This window comes from Actinomadura sp. BRA 177 (genome assembly GCF_013372625.1).
Taxonomy (GTDB): domain Bacteria; phylum Actinomycetota; class Actinomycetes; order Streptosporangiales; family Streptosporangiaceae; genus Spirillospora.
On sequence record NZ_JABXFD010000404.1, the window covers coordinates 1 to 20,835 of the forward strand.

Annotated in this window: 20 protein-coding genes; 18 read left to right on the forward strand and 2 right to left on the reverse strand. The window is 71.8% G+C overall.

Features of this window, described 5'->3' with window-relative positions; translation table 11 throughout:
• Window positions 1-122: 122 nt before the first annotated feature.
• A complete protein-coding gene (locus HUX53_RS24090; RefSeq protein ID WP_176405501.1) occupies window positions 123-578 on the reverse strand; it encodes a hypothetical protein in 456 nt (151 codons plus the stop codon).
• 57 nt (window positions 579-635) lie between these two features.
• Window positions 636-2,804 (reverse strand): elongation factor G-like protein EF-G2, encoded by a 2,169-nt coding sequence (locus HUX53_RS24095; RefSeq protein ID WP_176405502.1) that lies wholly within the window; start codon window positions 2,802-2,804, stop codon window positions 636-638.
• Between the two features lie 304 nt (window positions 2,805-3,108).
• Here HUX53_RS24095 and pgsA point away from each other — a divergent pair, with 304 nt between their 5' ends.
• The 18 genes from pgsA (at window position 3,109) to HUX53_RS24185 (ending at window position 20,680) form a co-directional block, all read left to right on the forward strand.
• Entirely contained in the window at window positions 3,109-3,759 is a 651-nt protein-coding gene (gene pgsA / locus HUX53_RS24100; protein WP_176405503.1) for a phosphatidylinositol phosphate synthase, read from the forward strand.
• Window positions 3,756-4,685 (forward strand): phosphatidylinositol mannoside acyltransferase, encoded by a 930-nt coding sequence (locus tag HUX53_RS24105; protein ID WP_176405504.1) that lies wholly within the window; start codon window positions 3,756-3,758, stop codon window positions 4,683-4,685. The genes pgsA and HUX53_RS24105 overlap by 4 nt, the downstream gene beginning before the upstream one ends.
• 10 nt (window positions 4,686-4,695) lie before the next feature.
• Window positions 4,696-5,853 carry a glycosyltransferase family 4 protein gene (locus tag HUX53_RS24110; RefSeq protein WP_176405505.1) on the forward strand — a complete coding sequence of 386 codons (1,158 nt, stop codon included), beginning with the start codon at window positions 4,696-4,698 and terminating at the stop codon, window positions 5,851-5,853.
• Window positions 5,854-5,864: 11 nt separating this feature from the next.
• Window positions 5,865-6,407 carry a hypothetical protein gene (locus HUX53_RS24115; RefSeq protein ID WP_176405506.1) on the forward strand — a complete coding sequence of 181 codons (543 nt, stop codon included), beginning with the start codon at window positions 5,865-5,867 and terminating at the stop codon, window positions 6,405-6,407.
• Window positions 6,408-6,516: 109 nt separating this feature from the next.
• Window positions 6,517-7,554 (forward strand): DUF3048 domain-containing protein, encoded by a 1,038-nt coding sequence (locus HUX53_RS24120; protein WP_176405507.1) that lies wholly within the window; start codon window positions 6,517-6,519, stop codon window positions 7,552-7,554.
• 133 nt (window positions 7,555-7,687) lie between these two features.
• Entirely contained in the window at window positions 7,688-8,611 is a 924-nt protein-coding gene (gene pdxS, locus HUX53_RS24125) for a pyridoxal 5'-phosphate synthase lyase subunit PdxS (protein WP_176405508.1), read from the forward strand.
• A gap of 95 nt (window positions 8,612-8,706) precedes the next feature.
• Window positions 8,707-9,321 carry a hypothetical protein gene (locus tag HUX53_RS24130; protein ID WP_176405509.1) on the forward strand — a complete coding sequence of 205 codons (615 nt, stop codon included), beginning with the start codon at window positions 8,707-8,709 and terminating at the stop codon, window positions 9,319-9,321.
• Window positions 9,322-9,398: 77 nt separating this feature from the next.
• A complete protein-coding gene (gene pdxT, locus HUX53_RS24135; RefSeq protein WP_309237408.1) occupies window positions 9,399-10,016 on the forward strand; it encodes a pyridoxal 5'-phosphate synthase glutaminase subunit PdxT in 618 nt (205 codons plus the stop codon).
• A 3-nt stretch (window positions 10,017-10,019) separates the two neighbouring features.
• Window positions 10,020-10,775, forward strand: a complete 756-nt coding sequence (locus tag HUX53_RS24140) for a YebC/PmpR family DNA-binding transcriptional regulator (protein ID WP_176405510.1) — start codon at window positions 10,020-10,022, stop codon at window positions 10,773-10,775.
• A 17-nt stretch (window positions 10,776-10,792) separates the two neighbouring features.
• Window positions 10,793-11,476: an enhanced intracellular survival protein Eis gene (gene eis, locus HUX53_RS24145; RefSeq protein ID WP_176405511.1), complete on the forward strand. Its 684-nt coding sequence runs from the start codon at window positions 10,793-10,795 to the stop codon at window positions 11,474-11,476.
• A 37-nt stretch (window positions 11,477-11,513) separates the two neighbouring features.
• On the forward strand, window positions 11,514-12,107 hold the full coding sequence (ruvC, locus tag HUX53_RS24150) for a crossover junction endodeoxyribonuclease RuvC (RefSeq protein ID WP_255205571.1): 594 nt from the start codon (window positions 11,514-11,516) through the stop codon (window positions 12,105-12,107).
• Window positions 12,104-12,703: a Holliday junction branch migration protein RuvA gene (gene ruvA, locus HUX53_RS24155; protein WP_176405512.1), complete on the forward strand. Its 600-nt coding sequence runs from the start codon at window positions 12,104-12,106 to the stop codon at window positions 12,701-12,703. The genes ruvC and ruvA overlap by 4 nt, the downstream gene beginning before the upstream one ends.
• Window positions 12,700-13,767 (forward strand): Holliday junction branch migration DNA helicase RuvB, encoded by a 1,068-nt coding sequence (gene ruvB / locus HUX53_RS24160; RefSeq protein WP_176405513.1) that lies wholly within the window; start codon window positions 12,700-12,702, stop codon window positions 13,765-13,767. Before ruvA ends, ruvB begins: the two co-directional genes overlap by 4 nt.
• A gap of 177 nt (window positions 13,768-13,944) precedes the next feature.
• The gene (gene yajC / locus HUX53_RS24165; RefSeq protein WP_176405514.1) at window positions 13,945-14,436 is read left to right on the forward strand and encodes a preprotein translocase subunit YajC; all 492 of its coding nucleotides are present in this window, start codon (window positions 13,945-13,947) and stop codon (window positions 14,434-14,436) included.
• Between the two features lie 42 nt (window positions 14,437-14,478).
• Window positions 14,479-16,248 carry a protein translocase subunit SecD gene (gene secD, locus HUX53_RS24170; RefSeq protein ID WP_176405515.1) on the forward strand — a complete coding sequence of 590 codons (1,770 nt, stop codon included), beginning with the start codon at window positions 14,479-14,481 and terminating at the stop codon, window positions 16,246-16,248.
• Between the two features lie 3 nt (window positions 16,249-16,251).
• Window positions 16,252-17,418: a protein translocase subunit SecF gene (secF, locus tag HUX53_RS24175; RefSeq protein WP_176405516.1), complete on the forward strand. Its 1,167-nt coding sequence runs from the start codon at window positions 16,252-16,254 to the stop codon at window positions 17,416-17,418.
• Between the two features lie 21 nt (window positions 17,419-17,439).
• Entirely contained in the window at window positions 17,440-17,964 is a 525-nt protein-coding gene (locus HUX53_RS24180; protein WP_176405517.1) for an adenine phosphoribosyltransferase, read from the forward strand.
• 544 nt (window positions 17,965-18,508) lie between these two features.
• A complete protein-coding gene (locus HUX53_RS24185) occupies window positions 18,509-20,680 on the forward strand; it encodes a bifunctional (p)ppGpp synthetase/guanosine-3',5'-bis(diphosphate) 3'-pyrophosphohydrolase (RefSeq protein ID WP_176405520.1) in 2,172 nt (723 codons plus the stop codon).
• Window positions 20,681-20,835 lie beyond the last annotated feature (155 nt).

Consider the following 20,835-nt stretch of genomic DNA (forward strand, 5'->3'; position numbering starts at 1 on the left):
CCCACGCCGTGGTCCATGTACACGCTGCTGACGGTGACGATCGCGGCCGGGCTCGTCGCGATGACCGGGCGGGTCCCCGGCGGGCCGGACGGGACGGGGCGCCTCCGGCGTCGCGGCGGCGGTCACTTCACGTCCCAGACGACGCGGTTCTGCCGCATGGTCGACACGACCTTGCCGCGCTTCAACTTCTTGATCTCCTGCACGACGTAGATCCGGGTCAGCCGGGGCTCGGCCGGATGCAGCCTGCGCTGCCCGTCGGCGATCCCCTGCAGCAGCGACGGGTCCCGGCGGATGCGCGGCATCTGCCCCTCGATCTCGGCGCGCTTCATGCCCGTCCCGACGGCGTCGAACGACAGCGCCACATGCGTGCCGGCCGCGGTGTCGGCCTCCAGCCAGTACGAGCTGATCGTGCCGCCGTCGTCCTTCACCGAGAACGCGAACTGCGTCATCGGCCCGAGCGGGAAGTCGTCGTTGCTCCCGTACGCGCTGGTGTAGAACAGGGCGCCGACGACCGCGGCGCCCGCCAGTGACCGCCAGAGCCGCGCGCGAGGCCCCAGCCGGAGGGCAGGAAGATCCACGCGGCAAGCCTAGAGCCCCGCCCCGGGCCGCCGGGCGGGGCTCTGGAGGCGCGGCCGCTAGCCGCCGTCCCGGGACTCGGCGGCGACCTTGTCGGCGAGGTGCGACGGGAGCGGCTCGTAGCGCAGGAACGTGCGGCTGAACGTGCCGGTGCCCTGCGACATCGACCGCAGGTCGATCGCGTACCGGACGATCTCCAGCTGCGGCACCTCGGCCTTGATCATGGTGCGGCCGCCCGGCACCGCCTGGGAGCCGAGCACCCGGCCGCGCCGCGAGGTGAGGTCGGACATGATCGCCCCGACGTAGTCGTCGGCGATCAGCACGGCCACCTCGTCGACCGGTTCGAGCAGCAGGATCGGCACCTGGCCCGCCGCGTCCTTGAGCGCGAGCGCCCCGGCGGCCTGGAACGCCATGTCGGACGAGTCGACCGAGTGCGCCTTGCCGTCGTGCAGGGTCACCTTGATGTCGACCAGCGGGTACCCGGCGGTCACGCCGCGCCCCATCTGCTGCCGGACGCCCTTCTCCACCGACGGGATGAACTGCCGCGGCACCACCCCGCCGACGATCTTGTCGACGAACTCGAAGCCCTCGCCGGACGGCAGCGGCTCCACGTCGATGTGGCAGATGCCGTACTGGCCGTGCCCGCCGCTCTGCTTGACGTGCCGGCCGAGGCCCTTGGCCGTCCCGCCGAACGTCTCGCGCAGCGGGACGCGCAGGTCGACCCGGTCGACCTCGACGCCGTACCGGGTCCTGAGCCGGTCGATCAGCACGTCGGCGTGGGCCTCGCCCATGCACCACAGCACCAGCTGCCGCGTCTCGGCGTTGTTCTCCAGCCGGAGCGTCGGGTCCTCGGCGACGAGCCGGGCGAGCGCCTGGCTGAGCTTGTCGTCGTCGGCCTTGGACTTCGCCCGGATCGCGACCGGGAGCAGCGGGTCGGGCATCGACCAGGGCGCCATCACCATCGGCGCGCCGGGGTCGGACAGGGTGTCGCCGGTCTCGGCGCGGCTCAGCTTCGCCACCGCGCAGATGTCGCCCGCGCCGCAGGATGACACGGTCCGCTGCGTCTTGCCCAGCGGGGACGTCAGCGCGCCGACCCGCTCGTCGACGTCGTGGTCCGCGTGCCCGCGGTCGGCTATGCCGTGCCCGGACACGTGCACCGTGGTGTCGGGGCGCAGCGTCCCGGAGAACACCCGGACCAGCGAGATCCGCCCCACGTAGGGGTCGGACGTGGTCTTGACGACCTCGGCGACCAGCGGGCCCGCCGGGTCGCAGGAGATCTCCTTCGGCGGCCCGCCGGCCACCGAGGTCACCGGGGGAATGCCGTGTTCGAGGGGCGAGGGGAACGCCTGGGTGATGACCTCCAGCAGCTCCAGCATGCCCACGACCGGGCCGGGGTGGTCGCCGTGCGGCACCGACGTCGCGAGCACGGGGTAGAAGCTGCCGCGCGCGACCGCGGTCTCCAGGTCCTCGATGAGCGCCTTGACGTCGATGTCCTCACCGGACAGGTACCTGTCCATGAGGGTCTCGTCCTCGCTCTCCTGGATGATGCCCTCGATCAGCGACGCCCGCTGCTCGGCGATCTGCTCCAGGTACTGCGGATCGGGGTCGCACTCGGCGCGCTTCCCGGTCGAGTAGTCGAGGCAGCGCTGCGACAGCAGCCCGATCAGGCCCTTCAGCCCGTCATCCCCGGCCGCGGGGAAGTACAGCGGCGCGACGCCCTCGCCGAACACGTCCTGGCAGGTCATGACGACGTCGTCGAAGTCGCCGCGCTGCTGGTCGACCTTGGTGATGACGACCGCGCGGGGCAGCTGCACCGCCGCGCACTCCTCCCACAGCATCCGGGTGAGGCCGTCGATGCCGTCCACCGCCGAGATCACGAACAGCGCCGCGTCGGCGGCGCGCAGCCCGGCCCGCAGATCACCGACGAAGTCGGCGTAGCCGGGTGTGTCGATGAGATTGACCTTCACGTCCCCGTGCGTCAGCGGGGCGAGCGCGAGGTTCACCGAGCGCTGCTGGCGCACCTCCACCTCGTCGAAGTCGCTGACCGTGGTGCCGTCCTCGACCTTCCCCGCCCGCTGCAGCGCGCCCGTCGCGGCGAGCAGCGCCTCCACGAGCGTGGTCTTGCCGGCCCCCGAGTGGCCGACCAGCGCGACATTGCGCACCCTGTCGCACCCGCCGGCCTCCGGTGCCCTGCCGGAGCCTCCCGGGTGGCCTCCCTTGTCCGCCATGACTACCTCCTCGGACGGGTCTCCGCGCGGAGGCCCGCGTGCGGCTCGGGCCCGGCCCGGCGGGCCCGGCCCTGACGTCCGAGTGCGGCGTCCGACCTCGTCCAATCGCGCGTGACCGACGTCACACCCGTATCAACACCCTTTCCCGTGATGGCCGGGACCACAAGGGGTGAACGGCATTCATCCGTGATCTGTCCGGAGGACCGGGGGCCCAAACCCGGCGCCGAGCGCGTCCGCGCCCCGGCCGCACTACGATGGGCGCGCCCGGTTGCCGGGCCGGGGACCGATACGAGAACGGACGGCGATGCTCAACAAGATCAGGCCCGCGCTGGGGCGCGTCCTCACCCCCGTCGGGCAGGCGGTCGCGCGGACCGGGGTCTCGCCCAACGCCATCACCGTCATCGGCACGGTCGGCGTCGCCGCCGGCGCGCTCGTCCTCTTCCCGCGCGGCGAGTTCTTCTGGGGCACGATGGTCATCACCGCGTTCGTGCTGTTCGACATGCTGGACGGCGCGGTCGCCCGGGTCACCGGCAAGATCTCCAAGTTCGGCGCGTTCCTGGACTCCACCATGGACCGGGTCGCCGACGCCGCGATCTTCGCCGGGCTGATGATCGGCCTCTACCGGGGCGGCCAGGAGCCGCTCGCCGGCGTCGCGCTGTACTGCCTGGTCTCCGGCGTCGTGGTGTCGTACGCCAAGGCCCGCGCCGAGGGGCTCGGCTACACCTGCAACGTGGGCATCGCCGAGCGCGCGGAGCGCCTCATCGTCGCGCTGGTCGCCGCCGGGCTCGACGGCCTCGGCGTCCCCTACGTCCTGGCGGTCGCCCTGTGGGCGCTCGCCGCGCTCAGCACGATCACGGTCGGGCAGCGGTTCGCCACGGTGTACGCGCAGGCGACCGCCGACACCGGTGCCGAGAAGGAGAACGGCGCGGAGAAGACGCCGGAGCCGCGGCCATGACCACGCCCCGCCGCGGGGACGACGGGACGTCGCTCCGCGATGAGGTGACCGATGCCGTCTACGCCCTCGGCTGGACGGTCGTCCGCAAGATGCCGGAGAGCATGGCCCGGCTGGCCTTCACCGCGATCGCCGACCGTACCTGGCACCGGTACGGCTCCGGCGTGCGGCAGCTGGAGCGGAACCTGTGCCGCGTCCTCGGCAAGGACGCGGTCGACGACGAGGTCCGCGTCCTCAGCAAGAAGGTGCTGCGCTCCTACCTGCGCTACTGGCTGGAGGTGTTCCGGCTGCCCGAGTACGACCGTGCGCGGATCCTCGGCCGGATGCGCGTCACCGGCGAGAAGAAGATCTTCACCAACCTCGACTCCGGCCGGGGCGTCATCCTCGCCCTGCCGCACATGGGCAATTACGAGCACGCCGGCGCGTGGCTCGTGCACTGCGGCTACCCGTTCACCACCGTCGCCGAGCGGCTGGAGCCGGCGTCGCTGTTCGACCGGTTCGTCGAGTTCCGCGAGAGCCTCGGCATGGAGGTCCTCGCCCACAAGGGCGCCTCCGCCTTCGGGCGGATGGCGCAGCGGCTCCGCGCCGGCCGCCCGGTGTGCCTCGTCGTCGACCGCGACCTGACCGAGAGCGGCATCGACGTCGAGTTCTTCGGCGCCACCGCCCGGATGCCCGCCGTCTCCGCCGCGCTCGCGATCCAGACCGGCGCCGCGCTCATTCCCGTGACACTCTGGTACGAGGGGGAGTACTGGGCGGCGCGCGTCCACGAGGAGATCCCGGTCCCGGACGAGGGCGGCAGACAGGAGAAGATCCAGGCCATGACCCAGGAGCTCGCGCGAGTCTTCGAGCAGGGCATCGCCGCGCACCCCGAGGACTGGCACATGCTCCAGAAGGTCTGGGTGGACGACCTGCCCGGCGGCGCGAGATGAGCGCCGCCGGATGAGGATCGGGATCGTCTGCCCGTACACCTGGAACGTCCCGGGCGGAGTGCAGCAGCACATCGGCGACCTCGCGGAGGCGCTGATCGGGCTCGGCCACGACGTGTCGGTGATCACGCCGGCGGACGACGACGCCGAGCTGCCGCACTATGTCGTGTCCGCCGGGCGGGCCGTCCCCGTCCCCTACAACGGCTCCGTGGCCCGGCTGGCGTTCGGGTTCCTGTCGGCCGGGCGGGTCCGGCGGTGGATCCACGAGGGCGGCTTCGACGTGCTGCACGTCCACGAGCCCGCCGCGCCCTCCCTCGGGCTGCTGGCCTGCTGGGCGGCGGACGGGCCCATCGTCGGCACCTTCCACGCGTCCTACGAGAAGTCGCGGGTGGTGTCGGTGACCGCGCCGATCCTGCAGAGCGCCCTGGAGAAGATCACCGGCCGGATCGCGGTGTCGGAGGCCGCCCGCACCACGCTCGTCGAGCACCTCGGCGGCGACGCCGTGCTCATCCCGAACGGCGTCGCGACCGAGCGGTACGCGATGGCCGAGCCGCTGCCCGACTGGCGCGGCCGCGCCGAGCCGCCGCGCGGCGACGGGGGAGCGCTCGGGTTCCTCGGCCGGATGGACGAGCCGCGCAAGGGCCTGCCGGTGCTGCTGCGCGCCTTCGAGGTCCTCGGCCGCCGCCGTCCCGGGCTGCGGCTGCTGCTCGCCGGGCCCGGCGACGCCGACGACGTGATCGCCCGGGTCTCGCCGGAGCTGCGCGACCGCGTCGTCGTCCTCGGCCTGGTCAGCGAGGAGGACAAGGTCCGCGCCTACCACTCGGTGGACGTCTTCGTCGCGCCGAACCTCGGCGGCGAGAGCTTCGGCATCGTGCTCGCCGAGGCGATGTCGGCGGGCGCCCCGATCCTCGCCAGCGACATCGAGGCGTTCGACCGGGTGCTGCTCGGCGGGCGGGCCGGGGCGCTGTTCCCGGCCGGCGACCACGAGGCGCTCGCCGCGGCCGCCGGGGACCTGCTGGACGACCCGGCGCGGCGCAAGCAGCTGTCCGCGGAGGCCCGCGCCGCCGTCCGCGCCTACGACTGGTCGGCCGTCGCCCGCGACGTGCTGAGGGTGTACGAGACGGTCACGGACGACGGCGCCGGCGTCGTCGAGTCCGGCCTCGGGCGGTAGGAGAGCGCCGGATGTCCTACGACTGGATCATCGACGTCCTGTTCTGGATCGCCGTCGTCTTCCTGATCGGCGTGTACGTGTCGTGGCGCGCCACCCGGCTCGACCGGCTGCACGTCCGCGTCGAGACCGCCCGCGCCGCGCTGGACGCCGCGCTGGTCCGGCGGGCCGCCGCCGCGCTGGAGCTGGCCGCGTCCCGGCTGCTGGACCCGGCGACCAGCCTCGTGCTGGCGACCGCCGCGCACGAGGCGCGCACCGCCGACGCCGAGCGCCGCGAGTTCGCCGAGAGCGACCTGTCCCGGGCCCTGCGCGCGGTCGTCGACCAGCCCGAGTTCGTCGGCACCATCACCGCCCGCGGCGCGGGCGAGGGCGCGGAGGTCCTGGACGAGCTGTCCTCCGCCGCCGCGAAGGTCACCTACGCCCGCCGCTTCTACAACGACGCCGTCGCCCAGGCCCGGATCGCGCGCCGCAAGCTGCTGATCCGGATCCTGCCGCTCGCCGGGCGCGCCCCGCTGCCAGACTTCTTCGAGATCGACGACGACCCGCCGGGAATCTGACCGCGCGACGTTGATCACAGCCGGGCCCCGCGCCCGTACCGCTGGACGGGCGGGCGCATCCGATCACGTTCGCTACTCTCTGGCAGACCGTCCTAGGGAGGGGTACATCGTGCGATCCGCATGGGACGCCGCCGTCCGGGGCCGCGCGGCCGCGGGGCTCGGCGTCCTCGTCCTCGGTGCCGCCGCCCTGCCGGCCTGCTCGGACTCCGGCGAGCGGAACACGGCGCCGCCGCCGCGCAGCACGGGCGCGCCGTCGCCGAGCGAGACGCCCGAGCCCGCCGTGCACCCGTTCAACGGCGGGACGAAGGGGCTGGACAACCCGGTCCTCGCCGTCAAGATCGAGAACACCAGGCCGGCGCTGCCGCAGAGCGGGGTGAAGGCCGCCGACATCGTCTACGTCGAGCAGGTCGAGGGCGGCGAGACCCGGCTGATGGCGGTCTACTCGTCCAAGCTGCCGAAGAAGGTCGGGCCCGTCCGCAGCGCCCGCATCTCCGACCTGCACATCCTGCCCCAGTTCGGCCGCCCCGCGTTCGCGTTCTCCGGCGTCCAGAGCAAGATGAAGAAGTACGTCCGCAAGGCGCCGGTGTACGACATCTCACAGGAGAACGCGGGCGGCGCCTACTTCCGGTCGAGCGCCAGGCGCATCCCCTACAACCTGTACGCGAACCCGAAGGACCTCCTCAAGCGGGCCCCGAAGGCCGCGAAGCCGCGCGACATCGGGTTCGAGTTCGGGGACGCGCCCGAAGGCGGCAAGCCCACCAAGTCGTTCACCGCGCGCTGGCCGTCCGCGACCATGGGCTTCACCTGGTCGGCCGAGGAGAAGCGGTGGCTGGCCAGCTGGGGCGGGCGCCCCGACCGGGCCGCCGAGGGCGGACGGCTGGGCGGCAAGACCATCGTCATCCAGTACGCCAAGACGACCCGGTCGAAGTTCCACGACTTCCTCGGCAGCTACACGCCGCTGATCCACACCACCGGCACCGGACGGGCGGTCGTCCTGCGCGACGGCAAGTCCTACAAGGCCAAGTGGTCGCGGCCGTCCGAGGGCAAGGGGACGACGTTCACCACCACCGACGGCAAGCCGATGACGTTCGCGCCGGGGCAGGTCTGGGTGCTGCTCGTCAACGACGGCAAGCCCTACACGCCTTGACAACCCTGCCGTCCGAAGTGGCGCCGGTCACTCCGTAAGCGGAGCGCGGCGCGCGCTGACACTCTGCCGGGTCCGTGGACCGCACGAGCAGGCAATATCATGGAAAGCGACTTGTCGTCCGTCCACGTAAGGAATGCCCGTGTCCACTTCCACACCCGCCACTGACAACGCAGCGCCCGAGACCGGGACCGCCCGCGTCAAGCGCGGCATGGCGGAGATGCTCAAGGGCGGCGTGATCATGGACGTCGTCACGCCCGAGCAGGCGAAGATCGCCGAAGACGCGGGCGCCGTCGCCGTCATGGCCCTGGAGCGGGTGCCCGCCGACATCCGCGCCGAGGGCGGCATCTCCCGGATGAGCGACCCCGACATGATCGACGGGATCATCGCCGCGGTCTCCATCCCGGTCATGGCCAAGGCCCGCATCGGCCACTTCGTCGAGGCCCGGGTGCTGCAGGCCCTCGGCGTCGACTACGTCGACGAGTCCGAGGTGCTCACCCCGGCCGACTACGACAACCACATCGACAAGTGGGCGTTCACCGTCCCGTTCGTGTGCGGCGCCACCAACCTCGGCGAGGCCCTGCGCCGCATCACCGAGGGCGCGGCGATGATCCGCTCCAAGGGCGAGGCCGGCACCGGCGACGTGTCCAACGCGACCACCCACATGCGGCAGATCCGGCAGCAGATCCGCCGCCTGCAGTCGCTGCCCGAGGACGAGCTGTACGTCGCCGCCAAGGAGCTGCAGGCCCCCTACGAGCTGGTCAAGGAGGTCGCGCGGGCCGGCAAGCTGCCCGTCGTGCTGTTCACCGCCGGCGGCATCGCCACCCCGGCCGACGCCGCCATGATGATGCAGCTCGGCGCCGAGGGCGTCTTCGTCGGCTCCGGGATCTTCAAGTCCGGCAACCCGGCCCAGCGCGCCGAGGCCATCGTGAAGGCCACCACCTTCCACGACGACCCCGACGTGATCGCCAAGGTGTCCCGCGGGCTCGGCGAGGCCATGGTCGGCATCAGCGCCAACTCCCTCGGCGAGGACCAGAAGTTCGCGGGCCGCGGCTGGTGAGCTGATCGGGGACCCGGGGGTCCACAGCGCGGCCCGGCCGGGTTAACCTGGCGGCGTGGCCGGGAGGGCGGTGCCCGGCCGCGGGAGGGGAGAGCATGGCTTGGTCGGTCGCGCTGGCGTGCGCGAGCGCGGGTGAACCCACCGAGGTGTTCCGGCCGGGCCTGGTGCCCGACCCGGACGCCGCCGCCGCGATCGCGCGCGGCCTCTACCCGGCGGACACCCTGACCGAGACCGGTGACACGGTCCTGGACTTCGCGCTCTGGCCGTACGAGGACGAGCTGTTCGTCGGGGCGTTCGAGCGGGCGCTGCTGCTCTGCGACCGGCGGCTGTTCTGCCTCGACGACGACGCCCGCCGGATCGCCGACACCGCCGCGGCCGCGCTGCCCGGCTCGCACTGCGGCGTCCTCGTCCTGCACAACGTGATCCGCGGCTGCTGGTTCCGCTGGTACGAGTCCGGCGCGCTGCGCCGCGACGTGTTCGTCACCGCCGAGGACGGCGTCGTCGTCGACCTGGGCGACCGGCTGCCCGCCGAGGGGCCGTTCTGGCGCGCCATCGACGCGGGCGCGCCGGACGTCCCGCTCCCGTTCGACCCCGAGGAGTTCGGGCTCGCGCTCGCCGAGGCGCACATGTTCGGCCGCGGCATAGCCGACCGCGGCAAGGACGGCTTCCTCCCCCTGGAACTCCCGCTCCGCCGCTTCAAGCACGCCTGATCCCGGGAAGATCGGCCAGGTCGCGGCGCGTTGTAAGGAACGTCTAGGGTTGAGATCCCATCCCCGGAAGGTTCCACGTGACGACTGTGCCGACGATCGGTGTCCTCGCCCTGCAGGGGGACGTGCGCGAGCACGCCCGCGCGCTGGAGGCCGCGGGGGCGCGCACCCTGGCCGTGCGGCGCCCCGAGGAGCTGGAACGCGTCGACGGCCTCGTCCTGCCCGGCGGGGAGTCCACCACGATGTGGCGGCTGGCGCGGTCCTTCGAGCTGCTCGACCCGCTGCGCAAGCGGATCGAGGCGGGCCTGCCCGCCTACGGCTCCTGCGCAGGCATGATCCTGCTGGCGGACCGGATCCGGGACGGCGCGGCCGGCCAGGAGACCGTCGGCGGGATCGACATGACCGTGCGGCGCAACGCGTTCGGCCGGCAGGTCGACTCCTTCGAGGCCGCGGTGCCGCTGACCGGCATGGGGGACACGCCGTACCACGCCGTTTTCATCCGCGCACCCTGGGTGGAGTCCGTCGGCGACGCCGTCGAGATCCTCGGACGCGCCGAGAGCGGCCCGAACGCCGGTAGGATCGTCGCCGTTCGTCAGGGGCGGCTCATGGCGACCTCGTTCCATCCGGAGTTGACAGGCGACTTCCGCGTGCACCACTACTTCGCCGATCTGGTGCGCCGGACTGCAGAGGAGGAGTGACAGATGTCCGGCCATTCCAAGTGGGCGACGACCAAGCACAAGAAGGCGGCCCTCGACGCCAAGCGGGGCAAGCTCTTCGCGAAGCTGATCAAGAACATCGAGGTGGCGGCCCGCACCGGCGGCGGCGACCCCGACGCCAACCCCACCCTCTACGACGCCATCTACAAGGCGAAGAAGAACTCCGTCCCCAACGACAACATCGAGCGCGCCCGCAAGCGCGGCGCCGGTGAGGAGGCCGGGGGCGCCGACTGGCAGAACATCACCTACGAGGGCTACGCGCCCGGCGGTGTCGCCGTCCTCATCGAGTGCCTCACCGACAACCGCAACCGCGCCGCCTCCGAGGTCCGCGTCGCGCTCACCCGCAACGGCGGCTCCCTCGCCGACCCGGGCTCGGTCTCCTACATGTTCAACCGCAAGGGCGTCGTGATCGTCCCCAAGGCGAACACCAGCGAGGACGACGTGATGATGGCCGTCCTCGACGCCGGCGCCGAGGAGGTCAACGAGCTCGACGAGGAGAACTTCGAGGTCGTCAGCGAGGCCGGCGACCTGGTCGCCGTCCGCACCGCCCTGGTGGACGCCGGCATCGACTACGAGTCGGCCGAGAGCAAGTTCCTGCCGAGCGTCACCGTCCCCCTCGACGAGGACAACGCCAAGAAGGTCTTCCGCCTCCTGGACGCCCTGGAGGACTCCGACGACGTCCAGGACGTCTACGCCAACTTCGACGTCCCCGACGAGGTCATGGCCTCCCTCGACGCCTGACCCGCCCCGCGCCGGCCGTGTCCTACGGTTCCGCGGAGGTCGCCGCCGTCATCGGACGGGCGCACGGATCCGCCCGCGACTGCGGCCCCGTCGGCTGGACGGAGGCGAGATGGCGGGAAGTCCTCGCGACCGGCGGCGACTACGTCCACTTGGCCGAGGACGGCTTCCTCTCCTACCGCTGGGCCGACGGAGGCGAGGCGCTGGAGGTCACCCGGCTCGTCGCGTCCTCCGAGGCCACTCTGCGTGCACTGTGGGCCATCGTCGGGTCCGGGTCCTCGATCGCCGAGACCGTCCGGGCGTGCGTGTCGCCCATGGATCCGGTGCTGTGGATGCTCCGCGAGCGCAAGCACGAAACCGTCCAGCGTGATCAGTGGATGCTGCGCGTGGTGGACGCGCCCGCGGCGATCGCGGCGCGCGGCTACCCCGCCGGCGTCACGGCAACGGTGCCCCTGACGATCGACGACCCGCAGCGTCCGGCGAACTCGGGCCACTGGCGGTTGGAGATCAAGGATGGGGAAGGGCGGCTGGAGCGCTCCGGCGAGGACGCCGACGCTGTGCATGTTGGGCCGCGCGGCCTGGCGGCTCTGTACGCGGGTGTTCCTGTGAGCGTTCTGCGCCGTGCTGGGCTGCTTCGGGGTGGGGACGCGGGTGGGCTGGGGGTGGTGTTCGCGGCCACGCCGTTCTCGTTGGATTACTTCTGACCGGTGGCGCGTGTTGGTAGCGTTGGCGGCCGAACAGATGATCGAAGGAGCGGCCGTGCGGGTGATGGGGGTGGACCCCGGGCTCACCCGGTGCGGGGTGGGGGTCGTCGAGGGCGCTCCCGGCAAGCGGCTCCACCTGGTGCACGTGTCGGTCGTGCGGACCGACGCCGACGAGGACCACGCCCTGCGGCTGGTGGGCGTCGAGGCGGGCATCGAGGCGCTGGTCGAGGAGTTCCGGCCGGACGCCGTCGCCGTCGAGCGGGTGTTCTCCCAGCACAACGTCCGGACCGTGATGGGCACCGCGCAGGCGGCCGGCATCGCGATGCTGGTGGCGGCCCGGCGCGGGCTGCCCGTCGCGCTGCACACGCCCAGCGAGGCCAAGGCCGCCGTCACCGGCAACGGGCGCGCCGACAAGGCGCAGGTGACCCGGATGGTGACCCGGCTGCTGTCCCTGGAGACGGCCCCCAGACCGGCGGACGCGGCCGACGCGCTCGCGCTGGCCATCTGCCACGTGTGGCGCGGGGGAGCGCAGCAGCGGCTCGCACACGCGCGGCGGTCGCGCATCGAGGACGCGGCGCGGGCCGAACGCGCGCGGCTCGCCGCCCGCAGCAGAGGAGGAAGTGCCCAGTGATCGCCTTCGTCAGCGGCCGGGTGGCCGCCGCCGGACCGGACGGGGCCGTGATCGACGTGCACGGCGTCGGCCTCGCGGTGCAGTGCACGCCCGCCACCCTCGCCGGGCTGCGGGTCGGCGACCAGGCGAACGTGCCGACCTCGCTCGTCGTCCGCGAGGACTCCCTCACCCTGTTCGGGTTCGCCGACGACGACGAGCGGACGGTGTTCGAGCTGCTGCAGACCGCCAGCGGCATCGGGCCCCGGATCGCGCTGGCGATGCTCGCCGTCCACACGCCGGACGCGCTGCGCCGCGCGGTCGCCACCGAGGACCTGACCGCGCTGACCAAGGTGCCCGGCATCGGCAAGAAGGGCGCCCAGCGGATCGTCCTGGAGCTCAAGGACCGGCTCGGCGGGCCGGTCGGCGGCGCCGACAAGGTGCGCGCGCCCGCCCGTGCCGAGGCGTGGCGCGAGCAGGTGCAGATGGGGCTGGTCAACCTCGGCTGGTCCGCCAAGGACGCCGACGCCGCCGTGGACGCCGTCGCCGCCGACCTCGACGGTGAAGCGCCGCCGGTGGCGACGCTGCTGAAGTCCGCCTTGAAGAAGCTCAGCAAATGAGCGAGGAGTTCGAGCGGATCGTCTCGGCGGACGCCGACGGGGCCGAGGAGCAGCGGATCGAGGCCGCGCTGCGGCCGAAGAAGCTGGACGACTTCGTCGGGCAGGAACGGGTGCGCGAGCAGCTCTCCCTCGTCCTGCAGAGCGCGCTGCGGCGCGGCCGGACGCCCGACCACGTGCTGCTGTCCGGCGGGCCCGGCCTCGGCAAGACCACCCTCGCCATGATCATCGCGGCGGAGCTGGGGCAGCCGCTGCGGATCTCCTCCGGGCCCGCGATCGAGCGGGCCGGCGACCTCGCGGCGGTGCTGTCCACCCTCGCCGAGGGCGAGGTGCTGTTCCTGGACGAGATCCACCGGCTGGCCCGCCCCGCCGAGGAGATGCTCTACATGGCGATGGAGGACTTCCGGGTCGACGTCGTCGTGGGCAAGGGGCCGGGCGCGACCGCGATCCCCCTCGACATCGCGCCGTTCACGCTGGTCGGGGCCACCACCCGGGCCGGGATGCTGCCCGGCCCGCTGCGCGACCGGTTCGGCTTCGTCGCGCACATGGACTTCTACGAGCCCGCCGAGCTGGAGGTCATCGTCCGGCGGTCGGCGCAGCTGCTGGACGTGGAGATCGGCGACGACGCGGCCGCCGAGGTCGCCGGGCGGTCCCGCGGCACGCCCCGCATCGCCAACCGGCTGCTGCGCCGCGTCCGCGACTACGCCGAGGTCCGCGCCGACGGCGTCATCACCCAGGAATCAGCGCGGGCCGCCCTCGCGTTGTACGAGGTGGACGAACGGGGACTCGACCGGCTCGACCGGTCCGTCCTGGAGTCTTTGATGCGCAAGTTCGGCGGCGGCCCGGTCGGGCTCTCCACCCTCGCCGTGTCGGTGGGGGAGGAGCCGGAGACCGTGGAGGTCGTCGCCGAGCCGTTCCTCGTCCGGCAGGGCCTGCTGGCGAGGACGCCGCGCGGGCGGGTCGCCACGGCCGCCGCGTGGGCGCATCTGGGTCTCGCCCAGCCGCCGACGGCGCCGCTGGCGGGGACCCTCTTCGACGTGGACGAGAGCGCCGATCAGGCGGAATAGTGATCACCCGGTAACGGGTTGGGAACTTCCCGGCGTCGCCGCTCGTCGCGTCGTTGCCGGGGTCTCGCGTACTCTCTAGACTCCGGGACTTGGTTCACCGTCTCCAGCCGGCGGTCCCGTGCGCGTGGCCGTACCGGTCACAGGCTGGGCAATCGACATCGGAAGGATGCCCCAGTAATGGGCAGCGACATGATTCTCGCGGCGGACTCGGGCGGTAGCGGGGCCTTCAACCTGCTCCTGCTCCTCGCCGTTCCCGTGGTCTTCTACCTTCTGCTCATCCGGCCGCAGAGCAAGCGGCGCAAGGAGCAGATGCAGATGCAGAACGACCTGCAGCCGGGCGTCAGCGTGGTGACCACCAGCGGCATGCGCGCCACCGTCGTGGCGGTCGACGACGACGGCGTCGTGCTGGAGATCGCCGACGGGGTCGAGGTGCGGTTCCTCAAGCAGGCCGTCATGCAGATCCACAAGGACGCGGACGCCGACGACCTCGACGACGAGCTCGAGGAGCTCGACGAGGACGCCGACGAGCAGGACGAGGACGACGCGGTCGACCTGTCCAAGGACGGCAGGGCCGAGGCGGAGGACGCCGCGGACGAGGACGAGGACGCCGAGCCCGAGTCCGAGCCGAAGGGGAAGACGAAGGTCAAGGTGGACAAGCCCTCCGCCTGACCCCTCCCAAGGCGACGACAAAGACGGGAAGTACGACGACACGTGGCCTCGCCCAGAACCGCTCCTACGCCGGGGCGCACCCTCCTCACTTTATTCGCGATCCTGGTCGTCCTCGCCGGCCTGGCCGTCTGGCAGGGGCGCACGACGCCCAAGCTGGGGCTGGACCTGGCCGGCGGGACGACCGTGACCCTCACCGCCAAGACCCCGGACGGCGGGGATCCCCCCGCCGAGCAGATGGACCAGGCCGTCAAGATCATGACGCAGCGCGTCAACGGCCTGGGGGTCTCGGACGCGGAGGTCACGAAGCAGGGCAGCAGCAACATCGTGGTGAACGTCCCCGGTGAGGGGCAGAGCCGCGTCGTCAGCCTGATCGGCACCACGGCGAAGCTGCAGTTCCGCCAGGTGTTCGCCTCGGCCGACGGGCACCCGTCGGGCGGGGCCGCACCGGCCCCGTCGCCGAGCCACTCCGCCAAGGGCGAGGGCGACGGGAAGAGCCCGGCGCCGTCGGCGTCCCCGTCGGCGAGCGCCTCGCCGTCGTCGTCGTCCACCCCGCGCGGCAAAGCGCTGTCGCAGGCGCTGACGGCCCCGACGCCGAAGCCGTCGCCGTCGTCGCCGCTGGTGCAGCCGTCCGGGCAGCCCTCGGCGCCCGCGCAGGACTTCCCCGGCGTGACCGACAAGGCCGTCATCAAGCAGTTCGAGTCGCTCGACTGCTACAACGGCGACCGGCACGCCGACGGCGCGAACGACCCGAACCGCAAGTTCGTCGCCGCGTGTGACCAGGACGAGGAGAACGGCCAGGTCACCAAGTACATCCTCGGACCCGTCCGGGTGCTCGGCGAGAACGTCGACGAGGCGAACGCGATGCCGCCGAACGCCCAGCAGGGCCAGGCGAGCTGGTCGGTCTCGCTGAAGTTCGACGGCACGGGCGCCAAGCAGTTCGGGGCGGTCACCACCGACGCGTCCCGCGCCTACCAGCAGAACTCGTCCTCGCCGCAGGCGCAGGTCGCGATCGTGCTGGACGGCCAGGTCGTCTCGGCGCCCGCCATCCGGGAGGGCCCGATCACCGGCGGCACCGCCAGCATCGACGGGCCGCCCGAGAGCTTCGACCAGCAGTACGCCACCGACCTCGCCAACGTGCTCAAGTACGGCGCGCTGCCGCTGGAGTTCAAGCAGAGCTCCATCGAGGAGGTGTCGTCTACGCTGGGCTCCGACCAGCTGACCGGCGGCCTCATCGCCGGCGCGATCGGCCTCGGCCTGGTGGTGCTGTACTGCCTGTTCTACTACCGGGGCCTCGGCCTGGTGGCGGTGTCCAGCCTGGTCGTGGCGTCCGCCGTCACCTACCTGGCGGTGGTGATCCTCGGTGAGGGCATGGGCTTCCGGCTCTCCCTCCCGCACATCATCGGGCTGATCGTCTCGATCGGCATCACCGCCGACTCGTTCATCGTCTACTTCGAGCGGCTGCGGGACGAGCTGAGAGCCGGCCGCAAGCTGCGCTCCTCGGTGGAGAACGCCTGGAAGCGGGCGCGGCGCACCATCCTGGTCGCCGACGCCGTCACCTTCCTCGCCGCGCTGGTGCTGTACTTCCTCGCGGTCGGCGGCGTCGCCGGGTTCGCGTTCGCGATGGGCCTCACGACGCTCATCGACGTCGTCGTGGTGTTCTTCTTCACCAAGCCGATGGTCGCGCTGCTGTCGCGCACCAAGTTCTTCGGCCGGGGGCATCCGATGTCCGGGCTCGATCCGCGGCGGCTGCACCAGGCCGCCCAGGACAAGGCCGCGGCGTCCGCCGCCCGCAAGACGAGCCAGGAGGCCTGACCCATGGGACTGCGCGCGGCCACCTCGCGGATCTACCGGGGCGAGATCAGCGCCGACATCGTCGGCCGTCCGAAGATCTGGTACACGATCTCCGGGCTGCTGCTGGCGCTGTCGATCGCCGGCCTGCTCGTCCAGGGCCTCAACTTCGGCGTCGAGTTCAAGGGCGGCTCCGTCTTCACCTTCAAGGCGCCGAGCGCCTCGATCGAGCAGGTGCGCACCGCCGTCACCGACGGCGGCGCCCACCAGGCGATCGTGCAGAAGGCCGGCGGCGACTGGCGGGTCACGACGGAGAGCATGTCGTCCTCGCACGTCACCGAGGTGAAGTCCAGCATCACGCAGGAGCTCCGGGTTCCGGCGGCCAAGGTCAGCACCCAGGTCGTCGGCGCCTCGTGGGGCGGGGAGATCCAGAAGAAGGCCTGGCAGGCGCTGGCCGTCTTCATGGTCCTGATCATCGCCTACCTGTCGGTGGCGTTCGAGTGGCGGATGGCCGTGGCCGCGGTGGTCGCGCTCGTCCACGACCTCGTCATCACCGCCGGCGTGTACGCCTGGGTCGGCTTCGAGGTCACCCCGGCGACGCTGCTCGGGTTCCTGACGATCCTCGGCTACTCGCTGTACGACGCGGTCGTCGTCTTCGACATGATCAAGGAGGTCACGAGACCGCTCGGCCCGACCTCCAAGACCACCTACAGCGAGGCCGCGAACCAGGCGCTCAGCAGCACCCTCGTCCGGTCGCTGAACACCTCGCTGGTGGCGATCCTGCCGGTCGGCGCGATCCTGTTCATCGGCACCACGCTGTTCGGCGCGGGGACGCTGAAGGACCTGTCGCTCGCGCTGTTCGTCGGCATGATCGTCGGGACGTACTCCTCGATCTGCGTGGCGACGCCGCTGCTCGTCCAGTTCAAGGAGCGCGAGCCGAAGTACCGGCAGATCCGGGAGAACATCGCCCGCCGCGAGCGGAACGCGGCCAAGCAGGTCACGACCACCAAGGTCAAGGCGGGCGCCGGCGCGTCCGGGAAGCCGCCGGCCGAGACCGCCGGCGACGATGACCCGCAGGACGATCCGCCCGATGACGTGCGAGGCGCGGTCACCGTGCGGAAGGTCGTGCAGACGGGGTCGCGGCAGCAGCCCAGGCGCGGGTCGCGGCAGCAGCGCCGCGGCGGCGGCAAGTAGAACAAAGGAAATCTCTCGAACGTGGACCTCGGCAAGCTGATCCAGGAACGGATCCGCGACATCCCCGACTACCCGAAGCCCGGGGTGATGTTCAAGGACATCACCCCGCTGCTGGCCGACCACGTCGCGTTCGCCGGCGTGGTCGACTCGATCGTCAACCACCACGGCCGCGGCACCATCGACAAGATCGTCGGTATCGAGGCCCGCGGGTTCATCATGGCCGCGCCCGTCGCCTACCACTTCGGCGCCGGGTTCGTCCCGGTCCGCAAGAAGGGCAAGCTGCCCGCGGCGACGCACGCGGAGACCTACGACCTCGAGTACGGGAACGAGACGATCGAGATCCACTCCGACGCCCTCGAACCGGGCGACCGGGTGCTGATCGTCGACGACGTCCTGGCCACCGGCGGGACGGCCCGGGCCGCCGCGGAACTCGTCCGGCGGAGCGGCGCCGACATCGTCGGGCTGTCGGTCCTCCTTGAGCTGTCCTTCCTGCACGGACGCGACAAACTGGGGAATCTGGACGTCCATTCCCTGGTTACGGTCTAGTGCGAAATGCCCGCCGGATACACTGGCGCCATCAGGGTCCGGTGGGGACGGGCGCGACCCGCGGGACGTGCGGCACAGCGCCCAGATGGACGAAGGAGGCTGGGTGCCCGGTGAGGCGGTATCGACCGGCGCGGTGAGCGACGCCGCCGCGGCGACCCAGGCCGGAAAGCATCCGGCGCGGGAGACCGCGGGGGAGCGGGCCGTCAAGGCGGCCGGGGCGTCCACCGCGCCGCCGCGGCGCCCGGATCGCCGTGCCGCACCGCCCGGACGCCCCGCCGAGTCCCCGCCGGCTCCCGACTCTCCGCCGGCTCCCGAGGACCGGGCCGCGGAAGCGGCGGCCACCGAAGAACCGGCGGCGGGGAAACCCGCCGCGCAGGCTCCCCGACCAGAGACTCCCCCCGCCGAGCGCACCGCCTCCACGGAGGACGCCGATGACGCGTCCGAGCCCGACGCCCCGGCCAGGCCCACGCCGGCCACGATCCCACCGTCCGCCGCCCGGGTGCGCCGCAGGCTCGCCAGGCTCGGCGCCCAGCGCGGCCCCACTATGAACCCGGTACTCGAACCCCTGATCAAGACGGTCCGCAACACCCACCCGAAGGCGGACCTGCGGCTCATCGAGCGCGCCTACGACGTCGCGGCGCACTACCACCGCAACCAGAAGCGCAAGAGCGGCGACCCGTACATCACGCATCCCCTCGCGGTCGCGACCATCCTCGCCGAGCTCGGCATGAACACCGAGACGCTCTGCGCGGCGCTGCTGCACGACACCGTCGAGGACACCCCGTACACGCTCGACCAGCTGAGCGCCGAGTTCGGCGACGAGATCGCCGCGCTCGTCGACGGCGTCACCAAGCTCGACAAGGTCAAGTACGGCGAGGCGGCCGAGGCCGAGACCGTCCGCAAGATGGTCGTCGCCATGTCCCGCGACATCCGCGTCCTGGTGATCAAGCTCGGCGACCGGCTGCACAACATGCGCACGCTGCGCTACATGCCGCGGCACAAGCAGGAGAAGAAGGCCCGCGAGACCCTGGAGGTGTTCGCGCCGCTCGCGCACCGCCTCGGGATGAACACGCTGAAGTGGGAGCTGGAGGACCTCGCGTTCGCCACGATGTACCCCAAGCGGTTCGACGAGATCGCCCGCCTGGTGTCCGAGCGCGCCCCGCGCCGCGACGTCTACCTGCAGGAAGTGATCGAGAACGTCTCCACCGACCTGCGCGAGGCCCGGATCAAGGCCACCGTGACCGGCCGGCCGAAGCACTACTACTCGATCTACCAGAAGATGATCGCGCGGGACGTCTCCTTCGACGACATCTACGACCTGGTCGGCATCCGGGTCCTCGTCGACAGCGTCCGCGACTGCTACGCCGCCCTCGGCTCGATCCACGCGCGATGGAACCCGGTCCCCGGCCGGTTCAAGGACTACATCGCGATGCCGAAGTTCAACATGTACCAGTCGCTGCACACGACGGTGATCGGCCCCGAGGGCAAGCCCGTCGAGCTGCAGATCCGCACCTGGGGCATGCACCGCCGCGCCGAGTACGGCGTCGCCGCGCACTGGAAGTACAAGGAGGAGACGGTCGGCGGCCGCAAGGCCGGCGACATGCAGTGGCTCCGCCAGCTCCTCGACTGGCAGAAGGAGACCGCCGACCCGGCCGAGTTCCTGGAGTCGCTCCGCTTCGACCTGTCGGTCTCCGAGGTCTTCGTCTTCACCCCGAAGGGCGACGTGATCGCGCTGCCGCAGGGCGCCACCCCCGTCGACTTCGCGTACGCGATCCACACCGAGGTCGGGCACCGATGTATCGGCGCCCGCGTCAACGGCCGCCTCGTCCCCCTCGAATCGACCCTCGACAACGGCGACACCGTCGAGGTCTTCACCTCCAAGTCCCCGGACGCCGGCCCGAGCCGCGACTGGCTCGGCTTCGTCAAGAGCGCCCGCGCCCGCAACAAGATCAAGCACTGGTTCTCCAAGGAGCGCCGCGACACCGCGATCGAGTCCGGCAAGGACGCCATCGCCCGCGCGATGCGCAAGCAGAACATGCCGCTCCAGCGGATGATGTCCGGCGAGGCCCTGCTCGCCCTCGCCCGCGACATGCGCTACGCGGACGTCTCGTCCCTGTACGCCGCCGTCGGCGAGAGCCAGGTCTCCGCGCAGCACGTCGTCCAGCGCCTCGTGGACGCCCTCGGCGGCGTCGAGAGCGCCGAGGAGGACCTCGCCGAGATCGCCCTCCCGACCCGCCGCAAGCAGCGCCGCGCCGGCGACCCCGGCGTCGTCGTCGCCGACGACCCCGACGTGTGGGTCCGCCTGTCCCGCTGCTGCACCCCGGTCCCCGGCGACGAAATCGTCGGCTTCGTCACCCGCGGCCACGGCGTCTCCGTGCACCGCTCCGACTGCGCCAACGTCGCCAGCCTGAAGACGCAGCCCGACCGCCTGATCGACGTCAAATGGTCGCCGAGCGAGGAGTCGGTCTTCCTCGTGGCCATCCAGGTCGAGGCCCTGGACCGCCCCCGCCTCCTGTCGGACGTGACCCGCGTCCTCTCCGACCAGCACGTCAACATCCTGTCGGCCTCGGTCACCACGTCCCGCGACCGCGTCGCCGTCAGCCGCTTCACCTTCGAGATGGGCGACCCCAAACACCTGGGCCACGTCCTGAAGGCCGTCCGCACCATCGACGGCGTCTACGACGTCTACCGAGTAACCAGCGGCGCCACCCGCTGACTCCGGGCGAGCGCAAGAGGGCGGTCGCGGCGCGACCGTCCTCTTGCGCTTGTTCGGGTCAGTCTTCGGGCTGGTCGTCCTCGGGGATGACGTCTACGCCCGCCTCGTCGCGTTGCTGGGGGGTGATGGGGGTGCTGTCTCTTATTCACATCCCC